The sequence below is a fragment of the Mesorhizobium sp. LCM 4576 genome (genome assembly GCF_001854815.1).
GTDB classification, from domain to species: domain Bacteria; phylum Pseudomonadota; class Alphaproteobacteria; order Rhizobiales; family Rhizobiaceae; genus Mesorhizobium; species Mesorhizobium plurifarium.
The window spans coordinates 99,734-118,609 of record NZ_MDDT01000025.1 but is presented as its reverse complement, the minus strand read 5'-3'; the positions used below and the strand labels follow the sequence as shown (position 1 = coordinate 118,609).

General features: G+C 64.3%; 19 protein-coding genes. 5 read left to right on the top strand and 14 right to left on the bottom strand.

Annotated elements, in window-relative coordinates:
* Positions 1-20: 20 nt before the first annotated feature.
* The 10 genes from LCM4576_RS17075 to LCM4576_RS17030 all read right to left on the bottom strand — a co-directional run bounded on the left by LCM4576_RS17075 (position 21) and on the right by LCM4576_RS17030 (position 10,698).
* Positions 21-959 (bottom strand): acetamidase/formamidase family protein, encoded by a 939-nt coding sequence (locus LCM4576_RS17075; RefSeq protein ID WP_071033267.1) that lies wholly within the window; start codon positions 957-959, stop codon positions 21-23.
* Positions 944-1,705, bottom strand: a complete 762-nt coding sequence (locus tag LCM4576_RS17070; protein WP_071033266.1) for an alpha/beta fold hydrolase — start codon at positions 1,703-1,705, stop codon at positions 944-946. The genes LCM4576_RS17075 and LCM4576_RS17070 overlap by 16 nt, the downstream gene beginning before the upstream one ends.
* A 1-nt stretch (position 1,706) precedes the next feature.
* Positions 1,707-2,462 (bottom strand): glutamine amidotransferase, encoded by a 756-nt coding sequence (locus tag LCM4576_RS17065; protein ID WP_041008450.1) that lies wholly within the window; start codon positions 2,460-2,462, stop codon positions 1,707-1,709.
* The gene (locus LCM4576_RS17060) at positions 2,459-3,418 is read right to left on the bottom strand and encodes a nucleoside hydrolase (RefSeq protein WP_071033265.1); all 960 of its coding nucleotides are present in this window, start codon (positions 3,416-3,418) and stop codon (positions 2,459-2,461) included. Before LCM4576_RS17060 ends, LCM4576_RS17065 begins: the two co-directional genes overlap by 4 nt.
* The gene (locus LCM4576_RS17055) at positions 3,415-4,332 is read right to left on the bottom strand and encodes an ABC transporter permease (RefSeq protein ID WP_052467882.1); all 918 of its coding nucleotides are present in this window, start codon (positions 4,330-4,332) and stop codon (positions 3,415-3,417) included. The genes LCM4576_RS17060 and LCM4576_RS17055 overlap by 4 nt, the downstream gene beginning before the upstream one ends.
* Before the next feature lie 10 nt (positions 4,333-4,342).
* Positions 4,343-5,371 (bottom strand): ABC transporter permease, encoded by a 1,029-nt coding sequence (locus LCM4576_RS17050; RefSeq protein ID WP_071033264.1) that lies wholly within the window; start codon positions 5,369-5,371, stop codon positions 4,343-4,345.
* Positions 5,371-6,906, bottom strand: a complete 1,536-nt coding sequence (locus tag LCM4576_RS17045) for an ABC transporter ATP-binding protein (protein WP_071033263.1) — start codon at positions 6,904-6,906, stop codon at positions 5,371-5,373. The genes LCM4576_RS17050 and LCM4576_RS17045 overlap by 1 nt, the downstream gene beginning before the upstream one ends.
* Positions 6,907-7,091: 185 nt before the next feature.
* Positions 7,092-8,081 (bottom strand): BMP family ABC transporter substrate-binding protein, encoded by a 990-nt coding sequence (locus LCM4576_RS17040; RefSeq protein WP_157900523.1) that lies wholly within the window; start codon positions 8,079-8,081, stop codon positions 7,092-7,094.
* Positions 8,082-8,134: 53 nt separating this feature from the next.
* Positions 8,135-9,136, bottom strand: coding sequence for a LacI family DNA-binding transcriptional regulator (locus tag LCM4576_RS17035; RefSeq protein WP_071033308.1), 1,002 nt, complete (start codon positions 9,134-9,136; stop codon positions 8,135-8,137).
* A 308-nt stretch (positions 9,137-9,444) separates the two neighbouring features.
* Positions 9,445-10,698 carry a murein L,D-transpeptidase gene (locus LCM4576_RS17030; protein ID WP_071033261.1) on the bottom strand — a complete coding sequence of 418 codons (1,254 nt, stop codon included), beginning with the start codon at positions 10,696-10,698 and terminating at the stop codon, positions 9,445-9,447.
* Between the two features lie 93 nt (positions 10,699-10,791).
* Between LCM4576_RS17030 and LCM4576_RS36530 the strand changes: the two genes are divergently transcribed.
* Complete coding sequence (locus LCM4576_RS36530) at positions 10,792-11,001, top strand: hypothetical protein (RefSeq protein ID WP_131803552.1); 210 nt, start codon at positions 10,792-10,794, stop codon at positions 10,999-11,001.
* A 178-nt stretch (positions 11,002-11,179) separates the two neighbouring features.
* Here the strand turns inward: LCM4576_RS36530 and ldtR are convergent, their stop codons facing one another.
* The 3 genes from ldtR to LCM4576_RS17015 form a co-directional block, all read right to left on the bottom strand.
* On the bottom strand, positions 11,180-11,695 hold the full coding sequence (ldtR, locus tag LCM4576_RS17025) for a transcriptional regulator LdtR (protein ID WP_040983294.1): 516 nt from the start codon (positions 11,693-11,695) through the stop codon (positions 11,180-11,182).
* A gap of 239 nt (positions 11,696-11,934) precedes the next feature.
* Positions 11,935-12,357, bottom strand: coding sequence for a DUF6163 family protein (locus tag LCM4576_RS17020; protein WP_071033260.1), 423 nt, complete (start codon positions 12,355-12,357; stop codon positions 11,935-11,937).
* Positions 12,354-13,397, bottom strand: a complete 1,044-nt coding sequence (locus tag LCM4576_RS17015) for an enoyl-CoA hydratase/isomerase family protein (RefSeq protein WP_071033259.1) — start codon at positions 13,395-13,397, stop codon at positions 12,354-12,356. The genes LCM4576_RS17020 and LCM4576_RS17015 overlap by 4 nt, the downstream gene beginning before the upstream one ends.
* 176 nt (positions 13,398-13,573) lie before the next feature.
* On the opposite strand from LCM4576_RS17015, the gene LCM4576_RS17010 reads away from it, so the two are divergent.
* From LCM4576_RS17010 to LCM4576_RS17000, 3 genes are all read left to right on the top strand, one after another.
* The gene (locus LCM4576_RS17010) at positions 13,574-14,386 is read left to right on the top strand and encodes a DUF2066 domain-containing protein (RefSeq protein ID WP_071033307.1); all 813 of its coding nucleotides are present in this window, start codon (positions 13,574-13,576) and stop codon (positions 14,384-14,386) included.
* Positions 14,387-14,642: 256 nt separating this feature from the next.
* The gene (gene hemB / locus LCM4576_RS17005; protein WP_071033258.1) at positions 14,643-15,674 is read left to right on the top strand and encodes a porphobilinogen synthase; all 1,032 of its coding nucleotides are present in this window, start codon (positions 14,643-14,645) and stop codon (positions 15,672-15,674) included.
* A gap of 148 nt (positions 15,675-15,822) precedes the next feature.
* The gene (locus LCM4576_RS17000; protein WP_071033257.1) at positions 15,823-16,467 is read left to right on the top strand and encodes a dihydrofolate reductase family protein; all 645 of its coding nucleotides are present in this window, start codon (positions 15,823-15,825) and stop codon (positions 16,465-16,467) included.
* Between the two features lie 182 nt (positions 16,468-16,649).
* On the opposite strand, the gene ppk2 is transcribed toward LCM4576_RS17000, so the two are convergent.
* The gene (gene ppk2, locus LCM4576_RS16995) at positions 16,650-17,570 is read right to left on the bottom strand and encodes a polyphosphate kinase 2 (protein ID WP_071033256.1); all 921 of its coding nucleotides are present in this window, start codon (positions 17,568-17,570) and stop codon (positions 16,650-16,652) included.
* Between the two features lie 256 nt (positions 17,571-17,826).
* On the opposite strand from ppk2, the gene LCM4576_RS16990 reads away from it, so the two are divergent.
* Positions 17,827-18,870, top strand: coding sequence for an aldo/keto reductase (locus LCM4576_RS16990; RefSeq protein ID WP_071033255.1), 1,044 nt, complete (start codon positions 17,827-17,829; stop codon positions 18,868-18,870).
* Positions 18,871-18,876 lie beyond the last annotated feature (6 nt).

The following is an 18,876-nucleotide window of genomic DNA, read 5'->3' as shown; positions in this document are numbered from 1 at the left end:
GCGGACGGGCCGCCGTATCGCTAAAGTGACAGGACCGCCTTCGGCACGGAACAAAGCACCGTGAAAGCGGGATTCACGACATTGCCGATGCGCAGGTTGCAGGTCTGGCTGACCAGTTGATGCGCGTCCATCGTATCGAGGCCTGTACGATGCGCTACCCAGCGCACCAGCCCGGCGGCCGCGATGCGGGCGGCGTCGTCCAGCGGCCGCGCGCAGCCGATGACACCGATATGGTTTTCGGTCTCCAGGCGCGGCCAGTCGAAGCTCCCGTCCGCGGTGGCCTTCTCCACGGAAAGGGTCGTGAAGAAGGCGCCCTCGACCGCGGTGCCGGCGATCTCGCCGTCGCCCTGCGCGTAATGRCCGTCACCGATATAGATGTGCCCGCCATCGATATTGGCCCGCAGGTAAAGCGTTGCGCCCTCGGTCAGATCCGGGATGTCGAAATTGCCGCCGAAGTCGCCAGGGACCACGCCGAGGCGGACCTCGCCATGCGCGGGCGCGACGCCCAGCGTCCCGTGGAACGGCCGATAGCCGGCACGCAGCGTGCGGCCGGAGGAGGTCTGCGTGGTCAGTTCGGTTCGAGCGGACGAAAGGCGCCAGATCCACACCCGCTCTTCCTGCTCCGCCTGCAAATTGGGCGAGGCGCGAGTTCCCGACAGGAAACCGAAATTCGGCGATATCGTCGCCACGCCCCAGTCGCGTGCCGGCTCCAGGCGGTGAAGGCGGATTGCCATGATATCGCCGGCCTTGATGCCTTCGACAGCGATCGGACCGACCAGTGGGTTCACCTTTGGATAAGGCGCGACCTCGCGCGGCCTGCCGTCGACGCTGGTCAGCCGGCCGGAGAAGCAATCCTCGGTGAAGACCGTGAATTGCTCGCCGGGCCCGACGGAAAGCCGCGGCGCATGCCCTCCCAATTGGAAGACGAAATCGTGCCCGTCGTTCAGCGGTCGAACCAAGTGCCGGCTCCCAGTTTCTCGACAATGTCGACAAATGCCTGCGTGGCGTCGCGATGGATGCTGTGGCCGACATTGGGCATCACGACGACGGACCGCTCGCCGACCTCCGCCCGCAGGCGCTGGGTGTCGTCGGGCGGGACGAACCGGCTCACGTCCGGCAGGACCCAGACCGTCGGCAGCATCTTGGCCAGGCGCGCCGCCTCGTCCCGCAGGTCCCAGGGCGCGTTGCCGGCGAAGGCCGAACGCGCGTCGTCGAAGGATATCTGCTCGAGCGACACGACCTTCCAGGCGGCGTCCCGCCGCGACCAGCCGGGATTGAGTTTCAGCAACCCCTCAATGTCGTGAGGCAGGTTTGCCTCGTCCCAGTCCAACATGCCCTTCGGCGTCGCCTTGTCGGCGAAATGCGAGACCGGGTCTTCCAGAAGCATCGCTTTCGGCCGGAACAGGCCGCGCAGCACGCCAAGCTGCGCCAGCGTGCCGCCGAAGGAATGGCCAAGCAGCACATCCGGCGCGTCGGGCAGGTTCTCGGCAAAATCGGCGAGCAGACTGTCGAAGGAGAAATCGCCATTGCCGCGCGCGCTTTCGCCATGGCCGCGCATGTCGGGAGCAATCACCTGCCAGCCGCGCGCGGCAAGCAGCCTGGCCGGCTCGGTCATGGCGCCCRCATTGGCGGTGATGCCGTGCAGCGCCACCATCGTCTTCGGCGCGCCGCGGTCGCCCCAGCGCATGATATTGAGCGTGACCATATCAGACTCCCGCCGCCCAGCCGACGATCTGCCGCCAGAGCGTCGTGTAGCCTGGCCAATCGACAAAGGCCGGCGGTGCCCAGTGCGGCCCGCAGTCGGACGCGAAGGCGACCGACCGCCCCTTGCCGAATTCAGCCGCGACGATCAGCGGATCGTTGCCGACGGTCGCGACCACCGTCGCCTTCTGCCTGGCGGCAAAGCGGTTGTAACCGAGCAGCGCCGGCCATTCCGCTTCCAGTCCGCCGACGATCGGATGATTTGCTGCGGCGACACGCGGCTTCACGCCTTGCGGCCGCTCGGCGCGGTCATCGCCTGCCTCCATCTCCACGCCCAGCACCTCGGCGACCTCCGTATCGCGATAGCGCGCCTTGGCGTCTATGCCCTGGAAGGTCATATAGCCGCCGACCATCACCAGTCCGCCGCCGCCTAGGACATAGTCGCGTATCGCTTCGAGGCGATTGGGCAGCGTCTTCGAGCGCACGAACGTGTCGGGGTGGAGCAACAAAGTGTTGGCGCCGATGTCGCTCAGCATGATGCAGTCGAATTTCGCCAACTCGCCGGCGCTGAAGGGGAAATCGCGCGCGGCGACGTGGGCGGGCTGGTAGACAACGTCCCAACCTCCACCCTCAAGGGCATCGCGCAGCCAGCGCACGCCTTCGGCGTATTCCGTGGTGGTGAAGGAATCGAAGCCCTTCTGGTGGATCGAATGAACGGTCCAGGATTCACCCGCTATCAGGACGCGATGGCTCTTTGTCATACTTCCTCTCCTGTTCTGTCGGGCCGTCTGGCCAACCGCTTCAGCGCGGCGWTGAAGGCGGCGTGGATGCCCTCCCCGTCAAGCTCGACGGCGATTTCGGCGTTCGGCGCTCCGGAGCGTCTGGCAAAGTCGATGACCGTGCGGCCATAGGTCAACCTGCCGGCGAGCTCGACCTCGAGGCGCGCCGGAACCGTCCTGGCCAGGGAAGGCTCGGCCGCGACAAGGGACGCCACGGGATCGTTGAGCGGCATGGCGGCAGGGCCGAACACGCCCGGGCGGAATGTCTTGTTCAGCGAGCGCAAGAGCTCGGCAGCGAAACGCCCGACCCTACCGCCGATCGCCTCGGTGTCCGAAATCAATCGATCGGTGATAACCGCCTGCGGTCCGACGTCGATCGGAACGAGCGTCAAGGGAATGCCGGCTCCGAACACGATGGCTGCCRCCTCCGGGTCGCACAGCACGTTCCATTCCGCCGCCGCGGTCTTGTTGCCGAGCCCCCATGCGCCGCCGAGCGACACGACGCGCTCTATCTTCTGCGGCAGACCGGGGTTGCGCCGCAACGCCAAGGCCAGATTGGTCAGCGGACCAGTGGTGACGACGGTGCTTGCGACGCCCGAAACGACGAGCTCGGCGATGAGGTCGCTGGAGTGACGTGGATCGAGTGGGACGGCGTCAAGATCCGGCCGCTCCGGATCGAGCGCGCTGGTCTGGTCGAGAATGCCAGCGATCAACCTTTCGCGCACCAATGGCCCCATGGCGCCAGCAGCAACCGGAACGTCGTCGCGCCCTGTGAAAGCCACGGCAATGGCGCCGTTTCGTGCCGTGCGGTCGCCGGCGAGATGGCCGGCGCCCGTCGTCACCGCCTTCAGGTCGAGCGCCTCATGACCGGCCGCGACCAGGATGCCGAGAGCATCGTCATTGCCCGGATCGCAATCGAGGATGATCGGCTTCGTCATTGGGGATTATCCCGAATTCGGGCCGGCCGGTTGCGCACGAGGATGCGCCAGCGGGCGAAAGTCAGGCCGATGATGGCGGCGAGATAAGGCAGCATCAGCACGAACTGCGAGGGGATGGCGAACACCTGCAGGCGGTCGCCCAGAGCACCGAAGAAGCCGAACAGGAAAGACGCCGCCGCCGTCATCCAGGGCTGGCCGCCGCCGAACAGCGTTGCGGCAAGGCCGATGAAGCCGCGGCCGCTGGTCATGTCCGGCAGGAAGAAATGCAGCTTGTCCATGGCAAGCTGCGCGCCGGCGAGCCCGGCCAGCAGGCCGCTGATCGCCAAGGACAGGGCCTTCATGGCGGCGATGCGGATACCGGCGGAGCGCGCTGCGTGCTCGTCCTCTCCCGCGGCCCGCAGGCTGGCGCCGAGTGGCGTCTTGTAGAGGAAGACATAGGTGAGCGGCACGGCGACAAGCGCGATCACCACGATGACGCTCTGGCCTTCGAAGGCCGGGCCGAGCACCGGCAACCAGGACAGCGATCCGGCCGGTATGTGCCAGATGTCGGGAAAGGCGATYGGCCTCAGGCCGCCCGGACTGTTGTAGTAGCGCTCGAGAATGAACAAGGTGCCGCCGGCGGCGAGCAGGTTGATGCCTAGGCCCGCCACGATGAAATCGGCGAAGAAGCGCAGGGTCAGCAGCGCCAGGAGCTGCGACAGCACCACCGCGACCACCAACGCCGACAGGAAGGCCGGCCAGGCGCTGCCGCTCCAGTCGCCGACCGCGACGGCGGCGAAGGCCGCCGCCAGCATCATGCCCTCGACCGCGACGTTGAGGATGTTGGCGCGCAAGGTAATCATCGCCGCCAGCGCGGCAAGCAGGATCGGGGTCGACTGTTCGAGGACCGCGGCGAGCAGCGATGTGAGGTTCATCCGCGCCTCCTCACGCTGCCTGGGCGGCGCGACGCAGCCGCGCCGTCATCAGCAGCACGAGCAGGCCCGTCAAAAGATTGACCAGCGAGCGCGGCACGTCGGTGGAAATCTGCATATAGGCGGCGCCGTTCAGCATCGCGGCGTAGAACAGCGCGGTCGCCAGCGAGCCGATCGGATGGACGCGGGCAAGCAGCGCGCAGGTCAGGCCGACCAGTCCGTAGCTCGGCGAGAAATTCTGCTCGAAGCGATGGCCGACGCCGAGCACGTAGAGCGCTCCGGCCAGGCCGGCCAATCCGCCGGCAATGACCATTGCCGATATCACCCGCCGCRCCGCCGGCACGCCGGTGGCCTCGGCGAAGCGAAGATTGGTGCCGGCCGCGCGAACCTCGGCACCCCATTGCGTGCGAAACAGAACGATCCARGAGACCACGGCGAGCACGGCGGCGACGAGGAAGCCGCTGGTGGCGCGCGGGACGAAGGGCAAGGGCGGCAGCCAGATCGAGTTCGGCACCATCCAGCTCACCGCGCCATAGGCCGTGGTGTCACGGATCACCTGGTTGGCAAGCCATGAGGTGATCAGCAGAATGATGATGTTGAGCATCAATGTCGTCACCACCTCGTCGACGGCGAGACGCACCTTGAGCACGCCTGGAATCCAGCCGACCACCGCGCCGGCAAGAAAGCCGGCGATAATGGCGAGCGGCATCAGCACAAAGGCCGGCAGCGAAGCGCCGGCGATGGCGACGACGGTGGTGGTGACCGCGCCGGCATAGAGCTGGCCCTCCCCGCCGACATTGAAGATGYCGGCGCGAAAGGAAAAGACGACACCCAGCGCGATCAGGGTGAGCGGCGTGGCGCGATTGAGGAACAGGGCGAAGTTGCCGAGCGAATCGAAATTGGCGAGCAAAAGGTCGCGATAGGCGCGGACCGGCTCATCCGTGATCGAGGCGACCAGCAGGAAGYCGAGCGCCAGCGTGAGCAGGATCGCGGCCAGTGGCGCGCGAATGACACGCAGGAAATTGGACAGCGGGGTTGCCATCACGCTGCCTCCTTCGATCCGCCGTTCATCAGATATCCGACGGTCTCATCGTCGGCCTCGGCGCGGTCGAGGACGCGCATCATGCGCCCCGAATACATGACGCCGATCCTGTCGGAGAGCGCGAAGATCTCCGACAGCTCGGACGAGATCAGGAGCACGGCGCGGCCCCGGTCGGCGGCCTRCAGGATGCGCGCGTGGACGAATTCGGATGCGCCGATATCCAGTCCGCGCGTCGGYTGGCAGATCAGGAGCAGCGATGGATCGCGCTCCAGCTCGCGGGCGATCACCAGCTTCTGCATATTGCCGCCGGACAGCCAGCCTGCCTGCGTCGAAGGCTGGGCGCCGCGCACGTCGAACTCCCTGATCTTGTCGCCGGYGAAGCTGTCGAGCTTGTGCCGGTCGATCAGGCCGCCGGAGAGCAATCCGGCGCGTTTGTAATTGGTGGCGGCGACATTCTCGGCGACGCTCATCGTGACGCTGAGGCCGCGGTCGAGGCGATCTTCCGGCACGAAGCCGAGACCGGCCTGCTGACGTTCGCGCAGGTCGGCGTCGGTCAGATCCCGGTCGCCGAAACGGATCTTGCCCGCCTGCACCGGCATCAGTCCCGCGATCGCCTCGGCAAGCTCCGTCTGGCCGTTGCCGTCGACGCCGGCGATGCCCAGCACCTCGCCGGCGCGCACCTCAAGGGAGATGCGGTCGAGCAGACGGCGGCCTGAATGATTGGTCATGCTGACATTGTCCAGCGTCAGAACCGGGGCGCCGAAGCTGCGCTGGGCGCTGCCCTTGCGGCCGACAAGGAATACCTCGCGGCCGACCATGTCGCGGGCGATGTCGGCTTCGGTGACATCGCCCGTATTGCGCGTGGAAATGCTGCGGCCGCGGCGAATGACGGTCACGCGGTCGGAGACGGCTTTCACCTCGCGCAGCTTGTGGGTGATGAAAAGAATGGTGCGGCCCCTGGCGCGCAAGCCGTCGACCACGCCGATCAGCTCATCGACTTCGGGCGGCGTCAGCACGGCGGTCGGTTCGTCGAGGATCAGGAGATCGGCGTCGAAGGCCAGCGCTTTCAGGATCTCGACGCRCTGGCGTTGGYCGACCGAAAGCGTGCGCACCGGCGCTTCCGGATCGAGATGGAAGTTGTAGCGCGCGATCAGCTCACGGGCGCGATCGGCCATCTGGCGGCGGTCGGAGAAGATACCCAGCCTGCGTGGCTGGCGGCCGAGAAACAGGTTCTCCGCCACGGTCATGGACGGCACGAGCGTGAAGTGCTGGTGCACCATGCCGATGCCGAGGCGGCTCGCGGCGATCGGGTCGGCGATCGTGACCGTCTTGCCGTTGAGCACGATGGAGCCGGCGTTCGGCTGGTGAATGCCGGCAAGGATGTTCATCAGCGTCGATTTGCCGGCGCCGTTCTCGCCGCAGATGACATGCACCTCGCCGCGCCGGACATCGAGGTCAACATGGCTGAGCGCGGCCTTCTCGCCAAACGACTTGGCAATGCCTGCAAGGCTCAAAATGATGTCCGGATCGCTCATCAGTACGCTTTCTGGGGCACGCTTGCTGGTCGGCATGGCGGGACGCTGCCTAGAGCGTTTCGCCGTTTCGCGGAACCGGCGAAACGCTCTATCTCTTTGTTTTTACGCAATTCCGGACGGAAAACCGTCACACACTTTTCTTGGAATTGCTCTTGGCAGCGTCCCGTTTCAAGGTCCTGGGAGGCTTACTTGAAAGCAGTGTCGACCTTGATCTCGCCGCTGACCACCTTGGCCTTGGCGGCGTCGACCTTGGCCTTGATGTCGGCGGGCACCAGCTTGTCGTTGTAGACGAGGCCGACGCCCTCGTTGGCGAGGCCGTAGATCTTGAGCTTGCCGAATTCGGCCTTGCCGTCCTGGATCTGCTTGATCGAGTCGTAGATCGAGTTGCCGATCTGCTTGATCATCGAGGCGATCACATTGTCCGGGTGCAGGCCGCTCTGGTCGGAATCGACGCCGATGGCGTATTTCTTGGAGTCCGCCGCGCCCTTGAGGATGCCGAGGCCGGCCGGGCCGGCGACGTTGAAGACCACGTTGGCGCCGTTCTGGATGGCGGTCTTGGTGAGATCATAGGCCTTTTGCGCGTCGTTGAAGTTGCCGATGAAGATCACTTGCACGTCGATGTCCGGCACGACGGTCTTGGCGCCCTGCTTGAAGCCGAGGATGAAGTCCTGGATGACCGGCAGGTCCATGCCGGCGACCACCGCGATCTTCGGATCGCCGGAGGTGAGCGGAAAATCCTTCTTGTCGGTCGCCGCGATCGCGGCCAGCGCGCCGGCGAGGTAGGAGCCCTCGTTCTGCGCGTATTTCACCGAAAGAACGTTCGGCTGCTTCAACTCGTCATCGAAGAAGACGTATTTCTGGTCGGGGTGCTGCGGCGCGACGTCGGCCAGATTGTCGTGCATGTTCGGGCCGGTGAAGACGACGCTCCAGTCCCCCGAATTGGACACCGCCTCGAGGTTCTGGCGCCAGAGCTGCGGATCGGTCGGCGAGGCCTGCAGCAGGCGCGTCTTGACGCCTTCCTTCTCGGCGCGGGCGAAGCCGGTGGCGGCATTGTCGTTGAAGCCCATGTCGCCGAGATTGTCCGACATCACATAGACGGCGCTGAAGTCGGCGGCGAATGTCGGCCCGGCCATCAGGCCGAGCCCGAAGGCGGCTGCGTATGCCATTGATTTCATGATCGATCTTGTCATTTGTTTTATTCCCCTTTCTTGGTCTAGAACTGTCTTTCTCAGGAGCGTGGCGGCGCCACCGAGTTGCGCTTGACCAGCGCGACCGGGAGCCGGGTGAGTTCCGGCGGCGACGTCTTGTCGATCAGCGCCTTGAGCGTGCCGAATCCGATGCGGCCGAGTTCGGCCGTCGGTTGGCGGATGGTGGTGAGGCCTGGCGCGAGGAGGTCGGCGAACGGCATGTCGTCGAAGCCGACCAGCGAGATGTCCTGCGGCACGCCGAGGCCTTTGGAACGCACAGCCTCCATGATGCCGATGGCAATGAAATCGCTGCCGGCGAAAACGGCCGTCGGCGGCTCGGCGCCGGCCAGCATATCCAGCATGGCGGCGCGCCCGAACTCGCGCGAATACTCGCCCTGGCGGATATCGCCGTCGTCAACTGTTATCCCCGCCTCGGCCATGGCGTCGCGGTACCCGGCCAGTCGTTCGATGGCGCTGAACAGCTTCGCCGGGCCGCCGATATGGGCGATGYGCCGGTGCCCGGCTTCGATCAGATGACGCGTCGCGGCGCGGGCGCCTTCCCGGTTCTYGACGAAGATCTTCGGAACGTTGACGCCCGGGATATCCTCATCGATCAGAACGATATGGCCGTAGTGGTGGAGCGTGGCGGCAAGCGAGCCGTCGTCCGGCCGATTGGTCATCATGATCAACCCGTCGACATGGCCGTCCTTCAGTCGCCTGAGACTCGCGAGCTCGCGCTCGCGATTGCCGCCGGTGCTGCTCATCAAGACGGAATAGCCGTGCTTTTCCGCCTCGTCCTCGACGGCGGCGGCCAGCTCGGCGAAAAACGGGTTGGCGATTTCAGGCGTCATCATGCCGATCGCCTCGGAGCGGCCGAGGCTCAAGCGCTTGGCGAGGATGTTGGGGCGATAGTCGAGCGCAGCGATGGCCGCATCGATGCGGGCGGCCGTCTCCGCCGGCAGATCGATGCGATTGTTGAGGTAGCGCGACACGGTGGTGGTCGACACCCTCGCCATTATCGCGACTTCATTGATGGTGCTCATGTCCGTCCCGGCCAGCAACAGACCGAAACGCTATCTCATAAAATGTGGCTAGTAAAGCGGTTGCGTAAAGTGGTTTACTAACTTTTTTGAGCTTACGCGGGCCGATCGGYGCCGACCCAGGCGGCGGGTTTGCTTTTTGTGTCAGGGATCATCGACAGGACGAAGCTTCAGCAGCAGGCCGCTCATCCGCCGGAAACCGTTCGCGCCCTCGAGCCGGGGCGGTGGCGCGACCAGCGATCGATCCAAGCCTATTCGCAGACACAAAAAAGGCCGCCGAGCGGCGGCCTTTCTCAAATAATGTCAAATGCTTACTGCGCGGAGCTGATCTGCAGCTCTTGGGCGCCGTCGAGGCCGTAGATGTCGTCGCGGAACTGCACGACRCCCGGGGCGGTCGACCAAGCCGACAGGTACAAGAAGTGAACCGGCACCGGGTTGACCACATTGATCGGCGTGTTCTCGCCGGTCTTGATCGCCGCCTCGAAATGYTGGCGGTCCCAGCCGGGCGTATCGCGCAGGATCCAGGTGACGAGGTCGCGCACGTTCTGGACGCGCACGCAGCCGGAGGAATCGAAGCGCATCAGCTTGCCGAACAGGCTCTGCTGCGGCRTGTCGTGCATGTAGACGCCGTCCGGGCTCGGGAAATTGATCTTGACCGAGGCCATGGCGTTGTTGCTGCCCGGATCCTGGCGGAAACGATATTTCGCCGCGTCGTCGGTCGACCAGTCGACCGTCATCGGATCGACCTCGCTGCCGTCCGGCGCGAACAGGCGAATGTGGCTATCCTTGAGGTAGTTGGGGTCCTTCCGCATCAGCGGAATGATGTCCTTGCGCACGATCGAGACCGGCGCGTTCCAGTACGGATTGACGATGATTTCGTTGATCTTCGAATTCACGATCGGCGTCTGGCGGTCGATCTTGCCGACGATCGCCGTGTGTCGCAGCACCACGCGGTCGTTCTCGACCGCCTCGACCTGGGCGCCCGGAATGTCGACCAGCACGTAACGGTTGCCCAGCGTGCCGGCCTTTTCCTTCAGGCGCTGCAGATTGGTCTGCAGCTGGCCGAGCCGGACCTGCGCCGACACGTTCATCGCGGCATAAGTGTATTTGCCCATGGCGCCGTCGGCCGGCAGGCCATGGCGGAGCTGAAAGCGCTTGACCGCCGAGTCGACATAGGAATCGAAGGCGGTCGAGATGCCGGCGCTCTGCGGCAGGTCGCCCGAGATCATCAGGCGCTTGCGCAGCGGAACGACATCGGGATCGTCGACGCCGAGCTGCAATTTCTTGGTCGCCGGAACCTGTTCCCAGCCGCCCTGGGAGACGATGTTCTGGTACTGCGCCACCGCCTGCTCGGTGAAGGCGACGGTCTGCTGGCTGAAGATCGGCAGCGTCGAGGCGACCTTGTTGGTGTTGTTGCCACGGGCATCGAACTGGTCGTCCCAATTGCCGCGCGTCGAGGATTTCAGGATATCCCCGATCACGTCCTGGGCGCTGGCGTGGCCGGCGACCACTGCAGCAGCGAGCGCGGAGGCTCCGGTAAGGAAGAAACGGCGGCTGGTTCTCATGGCAGACATTCTTAGCTGTTCGCTCTCGCTCAATTCGCTTGCCGGGCGGCTTGTCMGCACTCTAGGGGTCGCAAACTTAACAATTCGCCAACCATGACCCGCATCGCTCGGCTGCCAGAAATGCGCTGCCGCCACGCAGGTTCCAAGGAGCGCAGGGCACAGGCCCGCAGCATCACCCGCAATCCGCATCCACCGCGATTATGGCGGCAACGTGGCCTTGGCCCGCGATTTGCTTATGGCGGCAAGGTGAAAGAAAAGGCGGCGATGCTTTTTTGCATCGGCAGGATGACCGCGGTGCCCTAGTGAAGTCTACGCCCTCCTCGCCAGGCGCGGAGGCTTCGACGCACGCGAAGCGACGGCCAAACTCCCGCAGATGCCGCCTTCGCAGAAAGAAAGGCCGGCGCGTTCGCACCGGCCCCACATTCTTTCCCCACGGGCCGCGCTTCTTCGGCGCGGCTCTCCCGTCCCCATTCCGAAGCGCTTACATCCGATACGCGATCGTGTCGTTCCAGAAGCGGTCGAGGCGCTGCAGCGCGCGGTTCATCTGCTTGAACTCGTCGGTGTTGATGCCGCCGACCGCCTCGATCGAGCCGACATGGCGCTCGTAGAGGCCGGCGACGACGTCGGCCACCTCGTTGCCCTTCGGCGTCAGCGAGACGCGGACCGAACGGCGGTCGATGCGCGAGCGCTGGTGGTTGATGAAGCCGAGGTCGACCAGCTTCTTCAGATTGTAGGACACGTTCGAGCCGAGATAGTAGCCGCGCGAGCGCAGCTCGCCGGCGGTCAGCTCGGAATTGCCGATGTTGAAGAGCAGCAGCGCCTGGATGGCGTTGATGTCGGAGCGGCCGTTGCGGTCGAACTCGTCCTTGATCACGTCAAGCAGACGGCGGTGCAGACGCTCCACCAGCTGCAGCGATTCCATGTACAGCGAACGGATAGCCTCGCGGCGATCGTCGGATACGTTTGCGGTCTTCGCCGCCGGACGCGAATTGATCATTGTCTTTGCCTCTCGTTTGTCGCCTTGGTGATTTTTTGTTTTTCACCTTGATCGCGACACTATCGAATACTCATAAAATTCGACTTAAACGCCAGGGCTAACAAGAGCTTACCGGTAAGAGGTTTCGGAAGACGCTTAACGATCGGTCACCCGAGCAAGAACAATTAACCTAAAGATTTAGCCAACGGATTTTGAGAGAAAACGGGCCGCGAAATCGACCCGGAAAACCAACCTCCGGCCTATTGGYGGAGCTGGCGCTTCTGCAGCCAGATGGTGACGCGAAAGACGATGTAGAGCAAGGCCACGCATGCGTGCGAGATCACGATCAGCATCCGGTGGCCGAAGAGATCGGGGAAGCCGGCATACATCACCGTCTCCGTCACCGCGCAGATGAACCAGATCACCGGTCCCCAGGACGCCAGCATCCAAAGGCCCGCCGCGGCGAAGGGAAAGAAGACGGCAAGCGTCGCCGCCGCCACCTGCCAGTGCACCGGCATCAGATCGAAGCGCCACAACTGGCCCGGATAGATGCCGATCAGGCGGATCCAGTAGAGAATGCCAAACAGGAGGCAGTAGCCGGCGATGGCGCGCTGGAACCAGGCGAAGATGACCTCGGTGGTCGAGGGTTGCAGCACCACGCGCCTGGAGGTGACCTCGCTCACAGGGCGAGCTCCTTATCCCCGAGCGGCGCGAAATAGGCGTCGATGTCGGCGGCGCTGATGTCATCAAGGCCCGCCGGCCGCCATTCCGGTTTCGACCCCTTCTCGATGATGGCGGCGCGGATGCCTTCGTAGAAATCATGGCCGGCCAGCATGCGGTTGAGGATGCGGAACTCCATCTTCATGCATTCGTCCATCGACAGCGTCGATCCCGCGCTGATCTGGCGCCAGGCGACGTTGAGGCTGGTCGGCGAGCGGGTCTTCAGCGTCGCCAGCGTCTTCGCGGCAAAAGCATCCTCGGCCCCTGCCCGTTCAAGACTGTCGATGATGCCGGCGAGCGAGCCCTGCGAAAAATGACGCGCGATCGCTTCCAGGTCCTGCCGCTCGGTCTCGCGCCTGGCGGGCACGAAGAAATCGCGCAGCTCGGCGTTGGCGTCGCCGCTCGTCGCCAATTCGTCGAGCAGGCCCGCCTGGTCCTCGGCCTTGATGGTGTGGGTGGCCAACCCCGACCAAAGCGCGTCGCCATAGCGGATGCGATTTCCCGTCAGCCCGAGATACATGCCGAAAGCGCCGCCCAGATCCGGCAGCAAGTGGCTGGCGCCGACATCGGGGAAGAAGCCGATGCCGACCTCCGGCATGGCGAACTGCGCGTTTTCGGTCAGCACACGATGCGAGCCATGGAAGGAGACGCCGACGCCGCCGCCCATGACGATGCCGTCGATCAGCGCGACATAGGGTTTCTTGAAGCGGGCGATGCGGGCGTTGAGCCGGTATTCGTCGGCGAAGAAGTCGACGGGCGGCTTGCCGGCGCGTCCGGCCTCATAGATGTGCAGGATATCGCCGCCGGCGGAAAACGCCCTGCCCTCGGCCTTGACGACGACGACGCCTACGCCCGGATCCTGCTCCCAGGCGTCCAGCGCCTTGCCGAGCGCCTTGACCATGTWGTGCGTGACGGCGTTGAGCGCCTTCGGCCGGGTCAACGTGACCACGCCCGCTCTACCCAGCCGCTCGAAGCGGATCTCGTCGCCTCCGCCAAAATCCATCACCAGAAAATCCCTCTCTCCGCCCGCCGGGGGAGAGAAGTGCTAAAGGCGGCATGGGGACGCGTCAATGGTAGCGGGTCCGAGCTGGCGGTTCTTGCGCTGGCGGGCGGCCGCGCCAGGTGTTAGGTAACCGGCAAAGCACTGTGCCCGCGTCCGACCGGTTCGAGCAGATCGACATGCCTGGAATTTCCCGCTTCGTGGTTGGATTGGCCGGTCTCCTGTGTCTGGGACTGYCCGCCCGCGCGGCGGCGATCGCCGATCTCTACCAGGCGCAAACGATCGTCACCGGCACCGGAGACGTGAACCGGCAGATCGGCTTCAAGGATTGCCTCGACAAGGTCCTGGTGAAGGTCTCGGGCGACCAGCGCCTGACGCAAAAACCGGAGATGCTGGCGCTGCGCGACAAGGCGGCCGACTTCGTCCAGTCCTTCCGCTATCACGACCGGCTCGAAGGCATCCCGATCCATGACGAGCAAGGCACGCATGACAGGCCGCACGACCTGACCTGCATCTACAAGCCGACCGTCGTCGACAAGCTCTTGGCGCAGCTCGGCAGCAGGCCCTGGCTCGGCGAGCGGCCGCCGATCGCCGTCTTCATGACCGTCGAGCAAGGCTCGCGGCATTTCGTTCTGACGGCAGATGAGGATCAGGGCAAAACGATGCGCGAATCCTTTTCCAATGCCACCTTTCCATTGCTGATGCGCGTCACCTTTCCAAAGGCCGGGCAGCTTGGCGGCCTGAGTGGCAAGGCGCTTCCCGGAGCCGATACGGCAAGGCTCGACAAGCTCGCGAAAAGAGCTGGAGCGGCCCGAGCACTCGCCGGCAGCATCGTGTGGAGCGACAAGGACCTGGGCTGGATCGCCGACTGGCGGCTGGCCGATCATGGCAAGACCTATCGCTGGCAGGTGCGCGGCGTCAGCTTCGACGAGGCGTTCYGGGTGGCCATCAGGGGCGCGGCGCAGATCCTTTCGGGGAACGGACAGCCCTGAGATTCCTCGTCCCACGAAGTGGGGAGAGGTGGCTCGGCGAAGCCGAGACGGAGAGGGGGAACGCCGGTTCCGTCGGCAAAGGCCCTCGTATTGGAAGACTTCCGCCCTACGAAGGCCCCCTCTCCGTCCGCTTCGCGGACACCTCTCCCCCGCTTTTAGCGGGGGCGAGGAATTAGGCTCCGGCTGGCACAATCGTGTCGCATTGGTCAGCGGCGGAGACGCGTGGTAAAAGCCGGCGCAAAAGAGAGTTTCGGCCATGAACAAATTCACCCCCGCAAAGCCTGCCGGCGCGCGCAGCGTCGACGAGATCACCGGCAGCCGGCGGCTGAGGCGCATGCGAAAGGCCGACTGGTCGCGCCGGCTGGTGCAGGAGAACCAGCTTTCGGTAAACGACCTGATCTGGCCGATCTTCGTCGTCGAYGGCAAGAACACACGCGAGCCGATCGCCGCCATGCCGGACGTCTACCGCCTGTCCGTCGATCTCGCGGTGAAGGAGGCCGAGCGCGCCGCCAAGCTCGGCATTCCGGCCATCGCCACCTTCCCCAATGTCGARCTTGCGCTACGCGACCAGACCGGCTCGCACATCCTCGACCCGGACAACGTCATCAACCGCGCCACGCGCGCCATCAAGGACGCGGTGCCGGAGATCGGCATCATCACCGATGCCGCGCTCGACCCGTTCACCAGCCACGGCCATGACGGCATCCTGCGCGACGGCATCATCGTCAATGACGAGACTGTGAGCCAAGTCGCTGCCGCGGCCGTCATCCAGGCCGCCGCCGGCGCCGATATCATCGCGCCGTCCGACATGATGGACGGCCGCATCGGCGCCATCCGCGACRCGCTCGACGCCAACGGCTTCCAGGATGTGGCGATCATGTCCTATGCGACGAAGTTCGCTTCGGCCTTCTACGGCCCCTACCGCGAGGCGGTCGGCACCGCCGGCCTGCTCAAGGGTGACAAGAAGACCTATTACATCGACCACGCCAATTCCGACGAGGCGGTGCGCGAGGCCGAACAGGACCTCGCCGAAGGCGCCGACATGCTGATGGTCAAGCCCGGCCTGCCCTATCTCGACATCATCCGCAGGCTGAAAGACGAGCTGCAGATGCCGACCTTCGCCTATCAGGTGTCGGGCGAATATTCGATGATCAAGGCAGCGGCCRCCAATGGCTGGATCGACGGCGAAAAGGCGATGCTGGAATCGCTGCTTTCGCTTAAGCGCGCTGGCTGCGACGGCGTGCTGACTTATTTCGCGCCGACCGTGGCGGAAATGCTGAGKGGATAGGCTCCCTCCCGACTGATCTGATGCCTTTGCTGGATGACCGGCCGGCCATTCTGCCCGGTGGATTTTGTTCACCCTGCAGAATACTGATTGCAAAATGCAATCAGTTAAGCTATTCCGCTTGCACATCACAACTGCTCAGGAGGAAACCGTGTCCAAGCTCCGTGTCAATTGTTTTACGCTCTCGCTCGATGGTTACGGCGCCGGTCCCGACCAGAGCCTCGCCAACCCGCTCGGCCTGGGTGGCGAAAATCTGCACAAATGGATGATCAAAACCCGCTCGTTCCACCAGATGATCGGCAAGGAGGGCGGGACGACGGATACCGATGACGAGTTTGCGGTGCGCAGCTTCGAGAATGTCGGCGCCTGGATCCTCGGCCGCAACATGTTCGCGCCGAGCCGCGGCGAATGGCCGGACGACGATTGGAAAGGCTGGTGGGGCGCCAACCCGCCCTATCACGTGCCGACCTTTATTCTGACGCATCACAAGCGCGCGCCGATCGAGATGGAAGGCGGCACGACCTTCTACTTCGTCACCGACGGCATCCACTCGGCGCTCGAACAGGCAAAGGCGGCYGCCGGCGGCAACGATGTGCGCGTCGGCGGCGGCGTTTCGACTGTACGGCAGTATCTCGAGGAAAAGCTGATCGACGAGATGCATCTGGCGATCTCACCCGTCCTGCTTGGCTCGGGCGAGCATCTCTTCAACGGCCTCGATATGCTGAAGCTGGGATACCGCTGCACGGAGCAGGTGGYGACCGCCGATGCAACGCATGTGATGATCGGGCGGGCGTAGYTACAGYTTTTTCTCCCCGTCACTATACGGGGAGAAATGCCCGGCAGGGCAATGAGGGGCAGCACTGCCGGCAGAGATTAACGACCCGTGCGGCGAATTGGAGGCCAACCGTAGGCGCTGGCGCCGCCCCTCATCCGCCCTTCGGGCACCTTCTCCCCGTGAAACGGGGAGAAGGAAGGGCGCTAGTACTTCTCCGGCACGTAAAGCTCGCGCGGCAGCACCCGGCGCTCGTAGTCCGGATTGAAGACACGCTCCGGCAGCGTGATCTCCTCATGCGGAACCTCCTCATACGGCATCTGCTGCAACAGATGGTCGATGCAGTTCAGCCGCGCACGCTTCTTGTCGTTGCCCTCGACGATGAACCAGGGGGCTTCGGGAATGTTGGTGCGGGCAAAAGTCTCTTCCTTGGCCTTGGTGTACTGCTCCCAGCRCACGCGCGACTGCAGGTCCATGGGCGACAGCTTCCACTGCTTCATCGGATCGTGGATGCGCATCAGGAAGCGCATCTGCTGTTCCTCGTCGGTGATCGAGAACCAGTATTTCACCAGCGTGATGCCGGAACGGACCAGCATGCGCTCGAATTCCGGCACGTCGTGGAAAAATTCCTCGACCTGATCCGGTGAGRCAAAGCCCATCACCCGCTCGACCCCGGAACGGTTGTACCATGAGCGGTCGAACAGCACGATCTCGCCGCCGGCAGGCAGATGCGGCACATAGCGCTGGAAATACCATTGCGATTTCTCGCGCTCGGTCGGCGCCGGCAACGCGACGACGCGGGCGATGCGCGGGTTGAGCCGCTGCGTGATGCGCTTGATGACGCCGCCCTTGCCGGCGGAGTCGCGGCCCTCGAAGACCACCACCAGCTTCTTCTTGTGGTAGGCCACCCATGACTGAAGCTTGATCAGTTCGGATTGCAGCCTGAGCAGCTCGCGAAAATAGGTCATTCGCTCGATGGAAGGCGGATGCGACTTCTTGTAGATCTTGGCGATCTCGAGCGAGAGCGCCGGTTCGGAAAGCTCCAGCTCATAGTCTTCGTCGAGCGTGTCCTCGAGTTCGGCTTCGAGCCAGTCCTTCGCCCCGGAATTCGATTTCAATTCGTTCATCGCGCAGCTCCGTCTGCYTGTCAGCCATCATCGCTTCGGAATCCGCGCCGGCTCCGGACGGACACTCCTTGAGCCGACTGGGATACAGAGGCGCAATGACGGTTTTATTGCAATCGCCCGCCGCTGACCTCGAAGATATGTGATCGACCCGTATCGATAGCGGGGCGACAAGCCGCCGGAATTGTCCTACAAATCCCGTTGCCTCTTTTCCGGCGCCGGCCTTGGCGCCTCTTCAAACAAAATCGCGAGGACCGACATGGAATACCGCACGCTCGGCCGATCCGGCTTGAAAGTCTCGACATTGACGCTTGGCACCATGACCTTCGGCGGCGCCGGTCCGTTCGCCGCCGTCGGCAATTCCGACCTCGCGGAAGCCAAGCGCATCATCGACACCTGCATCGATGCCGGCATCAACCTCATCGACACGGCAAACGTCTATTCCAACGGATTGTCGGAAGAGATCATCGGCGAGGCGCTTGGCGGCAAGCGCAAGAACGACGTGCTGATCGCGTCCAAGGCGCGCATGCGCATCGGCAGCGGCCCCAACGACGAGGGCCTGTCGCGCCACCATCTGATCCGCGAATGCGAAAAGAGCCTGAAGCGACTTAGGACCGATGTCATCGACGTCTATTTCGTCCATCAATGGGATGGCCTCACGCCGGTTGAAGAGACGATCGCGGCGCTCGACACCTTGGTCAACCAGGRCAAGATCCGCTACATCGGCTGCTCCAACTGGTCGGGCTGGCAGGTGATGAAGGCGCTTGCCGTCAGCGACAGCCGCCATCAGGCCCGTTTCGTCACCCAGCAGATCCACTACACGCTGGAAGCGCGCGAGGCCGAATACGAATTGCTGCCGATCTCGGTCGACCAAGGCCTGGGCGTGCTGCCCTGGAGCCCGCTGGCAGGCGGCCTGCTCTCCGGCAAATATCATCGCGACAGCCCGACCGCGCGCCAGCTTGGCGGCTGGAAGGAGCCGCCGATCCGCGACGAGGACCGTCTGTGGCRCATCGTCGACGTGCTCAACGAGATCGGCAAGGCGCGCGGTGTCTCAAGCGCCCAGGTGGCGCTTGCCTGGCTGCTCGGCCGCCCCGCCGTAAGCTCGCTGGTGATCGGCGCCCGCAACGAGGCGCAGCTCAAGGACAATCTGGCCGCGGCAAGCCTGTCACTCAGCGAAGAAGAACGGCAGCGCCTCGACGCCGTCAGCCGGCCGCCGGTGCTTTATCCCTACTGGCACCAGCAGTTCACCGCCAGGGACCGTTTCGGACCGGCCGACAAGGTGCTCGACCGCAGCGCTATCTGACCCGCG